9 protein-coding genes are annotated in these 12,796 nt (G+C 38.0%); 7 read left to right on the plus strand and 2 right to left on the minus strand.

Annotated features, from left to right (window positions below):
- Window positions 1-186: 186 nt before the first annotated feature.
- Window positions 187-1,914: a phospho-sugar mutase gene (locus AC13EX_RS22550; protein WP_482894438.1), complete on the minus strand. Its 1,728-nt coding sequence runs from the start codon at window positions 1,912-1,914 to the stop codon at window positions 187-189.
- 199 nt (window positions 1,915-2,113) lie between these two features.
- On the opposite strand from AC13EX_RS22550, the gene AC13EX_RS22555 reads away from it, so the two are divergent.
- Window positions 2,114-2,536, plus strand: a complete 423-nt coding sequence (locus AC13EX_RS22555; RefSeq protein WP_482894439.1) for a hypothetical protein — start codon at window positions 2,114-2,116, stop codon at window positions 2,534-2,536.
- Between the two features lie 194 nt (window positions 2,537-2,730).
- On the opposite strand, the gene trpS is transcribed toward AC13EX_RS22555, so the two are convergent.
- A complete protein-coding gene (gene trpS / locus AC13EX_RS22560; RefSeq protein WP_482894440.1) occupies window positions 2,731-3,705 on the minus strand; it encodes a tryptophan--tRNA ligase in 975 nt (324 codons plus the stop codon).
- A gap of 71 nt (window positions 3,706-3,776) precedes the next feature.
- Here trpS and AC13EX_RS22565 point away from each other — a divergent pair, with 71 nt between their 5' ends.
- From AC13EX_RS22565 to ppk1, 6 genes are all read left to right on the plus strand, one after another.
- Window positions 3,777-4,874: a DUF1573 domain-containing protein gene (locus AC13EX_RS22565; RefSeq protein ID WP_482894441.1), complete on the plus strand. Its 1,098-nt coding sequence runs from the start codon at window positions 3,777-3,779 to the stop codon at window positions 4,872-4,874.
- Window positions 4,875-5,051: 177 nt separating this feature from the next.
- Entirely contained in the window at window positions 5,052-6,023 is a 972-nt protein-coding gene (locus AC13EX_RS22570; protein WP_482894442.1) for a tryptophan 2,3-dioxygenase family protein, read from the plus strand.
- Between the two features lie 3 nt (window positions 6,024-6,026).
- Window positions 6,027-7,619, plus strand: a complete 1,593-nt coding sequence (locus AC13EX_RS22575; protein ID WP_482894443.1) for an NAD(P)/FAD-dependent oxidoreductase — start codon at window positions 6,027-6,029, stop codon at window positions 7,617-7,619.
- A 20-nt stretch (window positions 7,620-7,639) separates the two neighbouring features.
- Window positions 7,640-8,014, plus strand: coding sequence for a CoA-binding protein (locus AC13EX_RS22580; protein WP_482894444.1), 375 nt, complete (start codon window positions 7,640-7,642; stop codon window positions 8,012-8,014).
- A gap of 314 nt (window positions 8,015-8,328) precedes the next feature.
- Window positions 8,329-10,290, plus strand: a complete 1,962-nt coding sequence (gene gyrB / locus AC13EX_RS22585) for a DNA topoisomerase (ATP-hydrolyzing) subunit B (RefSeq protein WP_048644144.1) — start codon at window positions 8,329-8,331, stop codon at window positions 10,288-10,290.
- Window positions 10,291-10,403: 113 nt separating this feature from the next.
- A complete protein-coding gene (gene ppk1 / locus AC13EX_RS22590) occupies window positions 10,404-12,527 on the plus strand; it encodes a polyphosphate kinase 1 (RefSeq protein WP_048644143.1) in 2,124 nt (707 codons plus the stop codon).
- Window positions 12,528-12,796: the final 269 nt, after the last annotated feature.

Here is a 12,796-nt window from a genome sequence, read left to right on the forward strand (position 1 = left end):
TACCTTTTCGGAGTTTATGCCAAAAAGAAACAAGAGTAGGATTTATCGCTTGAAGCAGAAGGGTTGTAGAGTTTAGCCTGTCAGTTTGATGGGTAAGTCTCTTTTCGATTGTATTCGGGGAAACTTATTTTGTAAGTAGAAGTAAAAAAAAATGCCGGCTTTTGAGCCGGCATATCTGTTGTTTTTCTATTCGAAGAATTTCTTCAAAGCATTAATTTTTGCATCCAAAGAAGCTTCAGTTGCCCGGTAAGCTTCTCTATTTGGCAGGTTTTCATTCACTGAAATATAATATTTGATTTTTGGCTCTGTGCCGGATGGTCTAGCGGAGATTTTACTTCCATCTTCGAGGTAAAATTGTATAACATTTGATTTTTCCAGATCCAGAACTGATGCTGTACCAGCCTTCATGTCATAAACTTTACTTTCCTGAACATCCACTATTTTACTAACCGCAATACCATTAATTGATGTAGGCTTATTGGTTCTAAAACCTTTCATCAATTGCTGAATTTGCTCAGCACCATCTTTACCTTTCTTGGTGATGGAGATTAGGGATTCTTTATAAAAACCGTAGGACATGTAAATCTCAGCCAGAACATCAATAATTGACATGCCTTTTTGCTTGTAATAGGCCATTATCTCAGCGACAATTGCACAGGCAGATACTCCATCCTTGTCTCTAACAAAATCACCAACCAAGAATCCGTAACTCTCTTCACCACCGGCTATAAATTCCTTTTTACCTTCGTTGGCAAGGATTACAGCAGCAATATTTTTAAAGCCTGTAAGTACATCATAATAGGGAACATCGAAACCTTTGCTGATCTCACCAAGAAGCCCCGTGGTTACAATAGTACTAACAGTGAATTGTTTTCCGGTAAGTCTGCCTTGCTCTCTGTACATGCTGAGCAAGTAATAAATAATAAGGGCCCCTGTTTGGTTACCATTAAGTAATTCGTATTCGTTTTTTTCGTTTTTGACGACTGCGGCATACCTGTCTCCATCAGGATCACACGCAAGAACAAGCTCTGCGTTTACTTCTTTTGCCAGCTTTATAGAAAGGTCAAGAGCCTCGGTCTCTTCAGGGTTAGGGTATTTGACTGTAGGGAAATTGCCGTCCGGCTCTATTTGCTCCTTTACAACATGGATGTTCTCAAAACCAAAGACGTTTAAAGCTGCAGGAACCATTTTTCCTGAAGCGCCATGGATTGGGGAGAATACAATTGTCATGTCTTTTTCCACCAAATTAGTTTGAGGTGACATACTTAATTTTTCTACCTCATTAAGGTAAATAAGATCAAAGTCCTCCTCAATATATTCTTTCAAGGCATCGTTTTTGTTCCAATTTACATCATCGATAGACTTAATTTTTAAAACCTCAGTGATGATGTTTTTGTCATGCGGAGCAACCACTTGTCCTCCATCGTCCCAATAGACTTTGTAGCCATTGTATTCTTTAGGGTTGTGTGAGGCGGTTACCATTACACCACTTTTACAACCATAATGCCTGATAGCGAAGGACAACATTGGAGTGGGACGCATTTCTTTAAAGTACTTCACCTTTATTCCATTGGCAGTAAGTACATTGGCAGTAGTCTCCGCAAATAAGGTGTTATTGATACGTGAATCGTGAGTGATAGCAAGGCTAATGTCTTCACCTGGAAAACTAAGTTTTAGGTAATTAGCTAAACCCTGCGTAGCCATACCTATAGTATATACGTTAATTCGGTTGGAACCTACGCCCATTAGGCCTCTCAGGCCACCTGTTCCAAATTCTAAGTCTTTATAAAAAGAATCGATAAGTTCAGTATCGTCTGGAGCGTCCAGCAAGGCCTTTATCTCTAGTTTACTCTTTTCGTCGATGTTACTACTAAGCCACGCTTGCGCCTTGTTGATTATGGATGCATCTGTCATTTTAAAAAAAAATTTTTATTGGTTTGAGAATTATGTCCAAAATATAAGCATTTATATGGATTTAGCCTTACTGAGTCTTTAGAATTTTAAATGGCTCAAAATTATAACAAGACCTAGGTACTTTTAATAATTCTAAGTTGGAATATGGATTCATATTATTTACCTTCATGTATAGAAAAAAATAATAGTAATAGCGTATATGGATTTTGAAAAATTAGATGTGGAGCTCTCCAAGATCGTGAAGTTGAGGATTAAGTTGAGCGAAATAACTTATGCAGACCCGAATTATGATGACATTGAAGAGGAATTGCATGACCTGGAGGATGATCTGAATGAGGAGTATGGTGATGTATTAGAAAGTAAGTTGGAAGATATTTATGCCACTTTAGTGTCAGACAATGATGTCCTACTTCCTTCTGCCTATTTAGCCAACAAGTACATTCCGATGCTTCCAGATTCCAGAGGTGTGGTGACTTATGATGTTCAGGGTAGGGAAGGGGTGCCTATTGAATCTGAGCAATTTGATGGTCAGGATGTTAGAATTGTTTTGGTGCCAAACCCAACCAGGTTTGTAATGGTGATTAACGGGAAGTCGTTGAAAGACCTTTGGAGATCGAGATAAAAAAGAAATTTAGAACGGTTAATTCCTGGTAGTTAGTTTTAAACTGACTACCTTTTTTTTATGCTTAAGATCAGACATTGAAATTGCTTACTTGAGGTTTCAAAACAAAAAAAAATCAGATGTATTCGCATCTGATTTTTTTTGCTTCAACTTCCAATAAAGCCGAGGGCTTTAAAAGAAATAATATTCTACAATTAACCGAAACCAAGTCGTTTTCTTAGGGTGGCTAAAAGTTTGTCTGCTTCCTCTCTCGCTTTCTCTTCGCCAGCCATTAACCTTGATTCCAGATCAGTGAGGTTATTCATATAGTAAGCATATTGCTCTCTTTCATTTTTATAGGTATCCAGAATTAACCCAAGTAACTCCTTTTTAGCGTGACCATAGCCAAAATTTCCCGCAAGGTATTTTTCTCTCAAAGCCAAAGTTTGGTCTTCATCTGCGATTAGTTTATACAGCTTGTAAACATTACAAACATCGGGATCCTTAGGCTCTTCTAATGGAGTGCTGTCGGTAATTATGGTGTTGACATTTTTCTTTAGTTGCTTTTCAGGTAAGAAGATGTCAATATAGTTATTGTAGGATTTGCTCATTTTTTGACCATCAGTGCCAGGGATAATCATTACATCATTACTGATTCTAGCCTCCGGTATTTTGAGCAACTCTTCTCCAATGCGATGGTTAAAGGTGCTGGCAATGTCCCTGGAAATCTCTAAATGTTGCAATTGATCTTTGCCAACAGGCACAATGTCCGCTCCATACAAAAGTATATCTGCAGCCATCAAAACAGGATAAGTAAATAGCCCTGCATTCACATCTGCTAATCGATCAGATTTGTCCTTAAAACTATGGGCATTGGCCAACATGGGATAAGGAGTAAAGCAACTCAGGTACCAGGTTAACTCCGTTACTTGGGGAATTCTTGACTGTCGGTAAAATACAGACCTATTAATATCAAGTCCAAAAGCGAGCCATGCTGCCGCCACGGCGTTGACATTGTTAATCCTTTCTACAGGATCTTTAATCGTTGTAAGGGAGTGGAAATCCGCAATAAAAATGAAAGACTCATTGTCTTCATTTTTAGTCAAGGTTATGGCTGGTTTTATTGCACCCAATATATTCCCTAAATGCGGTTTCCCTGAACTTTGTATACCTGTGAGTACTCTTGCCATTATTGTGTTTTTGACGCAAATTTAAGGAATTTAAACAATAATTTGTGGTTATTTTAACGTTATTTGCCAATATGAAGAACACAGTGTTTTTATTAATAGTTGGTATTTTATTGCTTTCCTCATTCATAGAGGTTCATAGTCAGGAAGTTGAGCTTAAAGGATTGGTATGGGAAAACAATTTGGTAAATATTGGTGCAGTTATGCCTGAGCGAGGAGAAGGAGTGGCAGATTTTTATTATTTGAATCAAACTGATTCCAATGCATATATAAAAGAGGTCATTACCGACTGTGGTTGTGCGGTGGTTGCTTATTCGGAGGATACTTTAGCCTCAGGAAAGGTAGGGCACCTTCAAGTTACATTTGATCCTGAATCTCGAGGAGGAAGTTTTTCGAAAATGATTGTGGTGAAAACAAATGTGAAACCATTGGGAGATTCTTTGTTTTTAGAAGGTGTAAATGTACACTATCCCAATAGTCCTGAATCCTATTATAAGGTCAAGAAAAATAACCTGGGCTTTGTTTTTGACCAAATTAATTTGGGTACCTTGTTTACAAACAAGCCGAAATTTAAAATCCTGGATTTTTATAATTTTAATGAATTTCCAGTGCAATTGAATTTAAAACAGGATAGCCTTCCTTCATATGTAAAAGTACGAATGGTGCCTTCAGTAGTAGAGAGCAATACTAGAGGTGTTTTAGAAATTGAATACGATCCTTCCCTAAGAAATGATTTGGGTTATATTCGGGATACACTTAAGTTATCTGTTTTGACTGGGGAGCGGTTTGAATTGCCGATTCATTTAATGGCTACCATTCACGAATATTTTGAGCCATTGCCAGTAAGTCAGGTGGATAAAGTTCCCAAACTCAAGATCAATGAAATGGAAATTGATTTAGGGAAGATTAGTGCTAGAAATGTGGTGTCCAGAATTTTGACCCTAGAAAATGAAGGACCGCTACCACTGAAAATAAGGAAAATAGTTACCAATTGCGATTGCTTGACTTATGAGCTTCCTGCAATGGACTTACAAAGTGGAGATAAAATGGATCTTGTATTTACCTTTGACCCTAAAGGTAGGAAAGGGATTGACCATAAAACAATCACCTTCTTTAGCAATGACCCTTTAACACCGACTAAGACAGTGGTCATTAAAAGTAGAATTAATTGAGATTAAAAATTTTCCCTATTCTATGATTAAGCTCATTGTTGACTAATTTTGGTTTAAAGGTGGGTTGATTACATTAAAAAACTTATTAATTTGCCTTTCCAAAAGAATTTTTGTGTGCTTTTACAGATAATTATTTCAATAAAAGCAACTTAGTGAACTAATGCTTCGGCACCTTGCATGGAAAAAAAATATCCCGAAAAGGAAATTGTAGATAAAATTAAACAACTGGAAGAAAAGTTTAGAGCCTCAGGCCAGGATTTATCTTCTTATTTGGAAGGCTTGTTGCATGCAGATTATCTTAATTATTGGGATTATATAAATCTTGACACCTTATTGACCCTGCAGCAACCACGAACTTCTTTTAAGGACGAAAAGATTTTCATCATCTATCATCAGATAACTGAACTTTACTTTAACCTCATCCTTTGGGAGTTGGAGCAAATGGCGGCTGTTGAAAATATTAGTGTGAAGTTTTTTAAAGATAGGCTTAAAAGGGTCATTATGTATTTTGACCTTTTGATCTCTTCTTTTGCGGTGATGTGGAAAGGGATGGAAAGAGAACAATTCATGAAGTTTAGGATGTCTTTACTTCCTGCGAGTGGTTTTCAAAGTGCTCAGTACAGAATGATCGAAATCATGTGCACAGATATTCAGAATCTTGTGTACCTAGAGGAAAGGGAAGATTACAAAGACATTAACCTTACTAGCATCGATAGTCTTTTTGATATTCTCTATTGGCAATATGGGGCCAAAGAGCTGGCTACGGGTGAAAAAACCTTGACACTCAAATCCTTTGAAGAGAAATACGGTACGGAGTTAAAGGAATTGATCTCAAAATTCAGAAAGAACAACTTGTGGAAAAAGTACATTTACCTTGAAGAAAAGGATGATGAACTGACTAAGTTGATGAAAGAGCTTGACGAGAAGGCCAATGTTTATTGGCCTCTTGCCCATTATAAATCTGCAGTCAAATACCTACATAAAAACCCTATGGATATTGCCGCTACTGGCGGTACCAATTGGCAAAAGTTTTTGCCTCCTAGATTTCAAAAAGTAATTTTTTATCCCGAATTGTGGACGGAATTAGAAATCAAGGAGTGGGGAAAGCGTTGGGTAGATACAGAAGTGCTAGATGCGGTTGAAAAATAGAATATGAAAAAAGAATTGCAGCTGGTTCTCAGTCCGGAAGAAGCTTATGATGAAGCATTGTTTCAAAAAACCGTAGCAGAAAAATCAGGACTTTCTAGCCACAAAAACTTAATAATAAGGACAACCAAAAGGTCCATTGATGCCAGAAGTAAAAAGGTTAAAATCAATGTAACGGTGGAGATCTTTAGTGGTCAGAACCCTGAACCATTGATCAATAGTGGCAAAGATTACCCTAATGTAAGAAATAGTGAGCCCATTATTATTGTAGGAGCAGGTCCTGCTGGGCTTTTTGCTGCGCTAAGAGCGATAGAACTTGGTGTAAAACCCATAGTTCTGGAGCGTGGAAAAGATGTTCGGGCCCGACGAAGAGACCTTGCAGCTTTGAACAAAGAGCATATCGTAAACCCTGATTCCAACTATTGTTTTGGAGAAGGGGGGGCTGGTACTTATTCTGATGGAAAACTATATACTAGATCCAAGAAAAGGGGGGATTTGAGGCGGATAATGGAAATTTTAGTAGCCCATGGTGCCAATGAGGATATTTTAGTGGATGCCCACCCTCATATTGGCACCAATAAATTACCAATACTTATTGCCGAATTACGAGAAAGTATTTTAGCAGCTGGGGGTGAAGTTTTGTTCAATACAAAAGTTACAGACTTCCTGATAGAAAAAGACAGTATTAAAGGTGTGGTCACGAGTGATGGGGAGAAAATTTCAGGTATTGGAGTGATTTTGGCCACTGGCCATTCTGCTAGAGATGTTTTTCACCTCCTCTCAAGAAAGAACATATTGATAGAGGCAAAGCCTTTTGCCTTGGGTGTTCGCATAGAGCATGATCAAAAATTAATTGACAGGATCCAATACCATTGCCAATCAGATAGAGGCCCTTATTTGCCCGCCTCTTCTTATAGTTTGGTACAACAAACGGTTTTGGATGGCAAGCAGCGAGGCGTTTTCTCATTCTGCATGTGTCCTGGTGGTTTTATTGTGCCTTCAGCTTCCTCTCCTGGAGAAATAGTAGTGAATGGAATGAGTCCAAGTAGAAGAGATGGTAAATTTGCCAATTCTGGTATGGTTGTGGCTGTAGAATTGGAAGATTTACCCAAATACCAAAAGTATGGCCCACTATCGGCTTTGGTCTTTCAACAGGAAGTAGAGCAGGCAGCCTGGGAAGTGGGTGGGAAATCACAGGTAGCTCCCGCCCAAAGGATGATGGATTTTGTGAATAATAAGCTAAGCAAGGACTTATTGGAGACTTCTTACCAGCCGGGGCTCAAAAGTGCTAATTTTAATGATTTCTTGCCTGAGTTTATAGCTAAGCGTTTGGCAATGGCTTTTCCGCTGATGGATAAAAAAATGAAAGGGTATTATACCAATGATGCCCAGATAGTAGGAGTGGAAAGCAGGACTTCTTCCCCTGTAAGAATTCCTAGAACGAAAGAAGGCTTTGAGCATCCACAAATCAGTAGGCTTTACCCATGTGGTGAAGGGGCCGGCTTTGCAGGAGGGATTGTTTCGGCTGCCATGGATGGGGAAAGGTGTGCGGAAAAATTGATTGAAAAGTATGCCAAAATGGATATTGGAAGTGCATAAGTTTTATTAAAAGGTGAATAATGGAAACAAGTAAGAAGACGGTGATCATAGGAGCAAGTCCTAATCCTTCGAGATATGCGCATACTGCAGCTATAATGTTGAAAGAAAGAGATGTCCCCTTCGTGCCTGTGGGCATTAAAACAGGAATAATCTCCGGTGAAAAAATCTTGAATTTAAGAGATAAGCCAAGTATTCCTGATGTTCATACAGTGACCCTTTATGTAGGACCTAAAAACCAAATAGAATGGTATGATTATATATTGTCACTAAAGCCCGATAGAATAATATATAATCCAGGTACTGAAAATCAAGAGTTTATGGAAATGGCGGAAAAGGAAGGTATTGATGTTTTAGAAGCTTGTACACTTGTCCTTCTAAGCACAAATCAGTACTAGTTTATTTAAAACAATTTTATCCCTTATCAGCTATATTAATTTAGTCAATCAGTAAGGATGAATTCTTATTTGATTTATTATAATAGATTTTTAATTTAGGAAAAAGATACACCCCCTTTATGATCATCTCGTTTAAGGCGCTTTTTGTTGTGCTATAATCGGCGCTATAGGCCTATAGGTACTGAAGGGTCATTATATAGTAACTATAGCCAATAAAAGGGTTATGGTCTCGTTTTTTTTGTGTATTTTTGTCTTTAGTTGAGTTTTAAATATTTGAATTTGAAATGGCACTTCTTTTGCCATAAAGTCTAACTATGAGTAAGGAAAAAGCGTCGTCGAATAAAAACGATTATTCAGCCCAGAATATTCAGGTGTTGGAAGGGTTGGAAGCGGTTAGGAAAAGACCCGCCATGTATATTGGTGATATAGGTTTTAAAGGTTTACATCATTTAATATGGGAGGTAGTAGATAACTCCATTGATGAAGCACTAGCCGGACATTGTGATACCATTTCAGTCACAGTTCATGAAGATAACTCTGTTTCAGTACAGGATAATGGTAGAGGTATTCCTACTGACTTCCATGAGAAGGAAAATAGATCGGCACTAGAAGTGGTAATGACTGTTTTGCATGCTGGAGGTAAATTTGATAAAGATACCTACAAAGTATCAGGTGGTCTTCATGGAGTAGGTGTTTCCTGTGTTAACGCACTTTCCTCTCTTATGAAGGTAACTGTCAAAAGAGGTGGGAAAGTACATGAACAAGAGTATGTAAGAGGTGTTCCTCAATATGAAGTTAGAGAAATAGGCACCACTGAATCTCGTGGAACCCATGTGCATTTTAAGCCTGATCATGAAATATTTCAGATCTTAGAATACAAATATGAAACCATAGCAACTCGTTTGCGTGAGATGGCCTTTTTGAATGCTGGAATAAGAATTAAACTTACCGACCAAAGAGAAAAGGACGATGAGGGTAATTTCAGGTCCGATGACTTCTATTCTGAAGGTGGGCTTGTTGAGTTTGTTGAGTATTTGGATGAAAACAAACAAAAAATCATTGAGACACCTATTTATATAGAGTCTGAGAAAAATGGTGTGCCTGTTCAGGTCGCCATGGGGTACAATAACTCCTATACAGAGAATGTGGTTTCTTATGTAAATACCATCAATACTTATGAGGGAGGGACCCATGTTTCGGGTTTTAGAAGAGCCCTTACAAGAACCCTTAAGAGCTATGCTGACAAGTCAGGAATGCTAGATAAGGTGAAATTAGAGATATCAGGTGATGATTTCCGGGAAGGCCTTACAGCTGTAATATCCGTGAAAGTAGCAGAGCCGCAGTTTGAAGGACAGACAAAAACCAAGTTGGGTAACTCAGATGTGACAGGTGCCGTAGATGCTTCTGTTTCTGAAACCTTACAATTTTGGTTGCTAGAACATCCAAAAGAGGCTAAAATAATTATTGGTAAAGTAGTGCTGGCCGCCCAAGCCAGACATGCTGCCAAAAAAGCCCGTGAGATGGTACAACGGAAGAATGTACTTGGCGGTGGTGGACTACCTGGTAAATTGGCTGATTGTGCTAATTCTGATCCGGCTGTATGTGAATTGTACCTTGTCGAAGGGGACTCGGCAGGTGGATCAGCGAAGCAAGGAAGAGATAGAGATTTCCAAGCGATTTTGCCGCTAAAAGGAAAGATATTGAACGTAGAAAAAGCGCATGAGCATAAAATCTACGACAATGATGAAATAAAAAATATTTTGACTGCTTTAGGGGTCAAATTTGGCACTGCAAATGATGAGAAGGAATTGGATTTGTCCAAACTCCGTTACCACAAAATTATCATCATGACGGATGCTGATATTGATGGTTCTCACATTAGAACATTGATTCTTACATTATTCTTCAGGTACATGAGAAGTTTGATAGAAAACGGATATGTGTACATAGCTTTACCACCATTCTACTTATTGAAGAGAGGAAAAGAGGAGAGGTACTGCTGGACAGAGGAAGATAGACAAAGGGTAATCAAAGAGTTAGCTCCTGATGGGAAAGAAGATAGTGTTGGAATACAAAGGTATAAAGGACTTGGAGAAATGAATCCTGAGCAACTTTGGACAACAACTATGGACCCTGATACGAGAACCTTGAAGAGAGTAACCATAGATTCTGCTGCGGAAGCTGATCATTTATTTAGTATGCTAATGGGTGATGAAGTAGCTCCTCGTAGAGAGTTTATTGAGAAAAATGCTAAATATGCCAAAATTGATACCTAATGGATCCCGAGTGATTTTCCGTTGAGAATAAAAAAAGGGCTAAATGCCCTTTTTTTATTCTCTGAATAATTTAGTATCATTGGTTTACTTTTTCCCATTTTAATGAAATTAACATGAAATTGATCCAACTCGATAAAATTGAAGAAACTATAAATAATAGTAAATTAATCAGCAGAGACCTTAGCTGGATAAAATTTAATGACCGGGTTTTTGATCAGATTAAAAAGAACAAACGTAATATTTTCGAGAAATTTAAATTTCTTGCAATTGCGGCTTCCAATCTTGATGAATTTTTTATGATCAGGGTAGGGTCTTTATACAATTATCTAGATTATGACAAGGTAAGGATTGACTATTCTGGATTGCGTGAGGATAGTTTTAAGAAAAAGCTAATGATCGAATCTCAGATTTTTCATAATAAACTTCAACGACAATTCGTCAATGAGTTGCTTACCACTACCAAAGAGTCAGGCTTTCAATTAAGCAATGTGCGTAATCTTTTGCCAGAGGAACAAAAGACAATTGAAGACTATTTTTTCAAGGCAGTATACCCAATGTTGACCCCAATGGTCTTTGATGGTTATCATACCTTCCCAATTTTGATGAACAAATTGTTGATTTTTGGGGTAGTCACCATTGGGCCTGGGGAGAAGAAAGACAATAAGAAGCTTTCCTTTGTACAAATTCCATCTAATATTCCACGTTTCTTTGAGTTGGAAAGAGAGGACATGATCATCTATGTGCCAATTGAAGAAATGATCAGGGAGCATATTGTGTCCTTGTTTAGGAATGTCACCATTGAATCCATCAACCTTTTCAGGATAACGAGAAATGGTGATTTTACCTTGGAGGAAAGTGAAGATATGGACTCCAATTTCCTTGAAGAAGTGAAGCGAAAGCTGAATGAAAGAAAAACAGGGAGGGTTGTTCGAATTGAGATCGAAGAAGGCTATAGCAAGTGGATGGTTAATTTGCTAAAACAGCGCTGGACACTAAATGATGATAGTATTTTTAAAATTGAGCGTAAAAGCTTAATGGATTTCACAGGGTTATGGCAGGTGATTGGTAACAAGCGTTTTAAAGATAGAATGCCAGCTATTCCTGATCCTATACCTCCATTGTCTTATCCTGAGGCAGCATCTGAGGATATTTTTCAGGTGCTCAAAAACAAAGATGTATTGCTTCATCACCCTTATAATGATATGGAGCCCATTTTGGAGCTTCTAGATAAGGCTGCAGATGACCCGCATGTGATGGCCATTAAAATGACCATTTATCGTCTGGCCAAAAATTCAAGGATTGTTGGTGCACTGCTTAAGGCAGTTGAAAATGGAAAGCACGTTTCTGTATTGTTTGAAGTTAAAGCACGATTTGACGAAGAGAACAATATCAGAGAAGCAAAGAAAATGCAGAAAGCAGGCTGTTTTGTAATTTATGGGGTGAGTAATTTTAAAACCCATACCAAACTGCTTCTGATCGTGAAGAAAGAGGAAAGCAGGGTAACCCGATATGTGCATTTGGGTTCAGGGAATTATAACGAAGAAACAAGCCGTATTTATACAGATATTGGCCTTTTGACTACAGATGAAACTCTGGCAAATGATGTTTCTGAGTTTTTCAATGTTATCACAGGGCATTCAGCACCTACCAGCTATCAGAACCTTATCACTTCTCCAAGGGACATGAGGAACAACCTGATAGAGTTTATTGATATAGAATCAGAAAATGCACGTAAAGGATTGCCTTCCGGTATATTTATAAAAATTAATTCTCTGGAAGATTCTGAATTTATTCATGCCCTTTATAGCGCCTCTCAAGCAGGAGTTCCTGTCAAATTGATCGTAAGAGGGATTTGTTGCTTGAGGCCTGGAAGAAAGGGGTTGAGTGAAAATATTGAAGTGATCTCTATTGTGGGTGACTTTTTGGAGCATTCTAGAATTTACCATTTTCACAACAATGGAGACCCAAGAATCTATGTAGGAAGTGCAGATGCTATGGTTCGAAGTTTTGATAAGCGCCTTGAGTCTTTGTTTAAAGTGGAGAATCAATTCCTTCAAAAACAACTAATGAATATCCTGAAGTACAACCTCATGGATAATGAAAATGCTTATGTAATGCAGGAAGATGGGAAGTACATTAGCAAAAAGCCAAATGAAGGTGAAGAGATATTTAATATACACCAAAGGTTTTTCGAACTAGAACCTACAATGATCGAAAATGTAAAGTTAATCGACTGAGCCTTTTAAATGATTAATGGTCCTTAAATGTCCCCACAACCTAATGGTTGTGGGGATTCTTACTTTTAGGCTGAAAAGATCATAGGCCTTCTTGTATTTAAACCCGAAATATGCAATAGACAATCTATTGCGTGCTGAAATCGCTTTAAAATCAGCCACTTCGTTGCTGTTTTTAATTTCACCATAGCGGTGCTATGCTAAAATCTCCAAACAGCCTGATTTTCTTGTGATTGCAACACTCATCACGAATTCTATTACATAATCCGGGT

Source organism: Cyclobacterium sp. L-R, assembly GCF_056859355.1.

Bases quoted from the DNA above. Each gene is read 5' to 3' on its own strand.
- AC13EX_RS22550 (WP_482894438.1), bottom strand. From the start codon at position 1,914: ATGACAGATGCATCCATAATCAACAAGGCGCAAGCGTGGCTTAGTAGT.
- AC13EX_RS22555 (WP_482894439.1), top strand. From the start codon at position 2,114: ATGGATTTTGAAAAATTAGATGTGGAGCTCTCCAAGATCGTGAAGTTG.
- trpS (WP_482894440.1), bottom strand. From the start codon at position 3,705: ATGGCAAGAGTACTCACAGGTATACAAAGTTCAGGGAAACCGCATTTA.
- AC13EX_RS22565 (WP_482894441.1), top strand. From the start codon at position 3,777: ATGAAGAACACAGTGTTTTTATTAATAGTTGGTATTTTATTGCTTTCC.
- AC13EX_RS22570 (WP_482894442.1), top strand. From the start codon at position 5,052: ATGGAAAAAAAATATCCCGAAAAGGAAATTGTAGATAAAATTAAACAA.
- AC13EX_RS22575 (WP_482894443.1), top strand. From the start codon at position 6,027: ATGAAAAAAGAATTGCAGCTGGTTCTCAGTCCGGAAGAAGCTTATGAT.
- AC13EX_RS22580 (WP_482894444.1), top strand. From the start codon at position 7,640: ATGGAAACAAGTAAGAAGACGGTGATCATAGGAGCAAGTCCTAATCCT.
- gyrB (WP_048644144.1), top strand. From the start codon at position 8,329: ATGAGTAAGGAAAAAGCGTCGTCGAATAAAAACGATTATTCAGCCCAG.
- ppk1 (WP_048644143.1), top strand. From the start codon at position 10,404: ATGAAATTGATCCAACTCGATAAAATTGAAGAAACTATAAATAATAGT.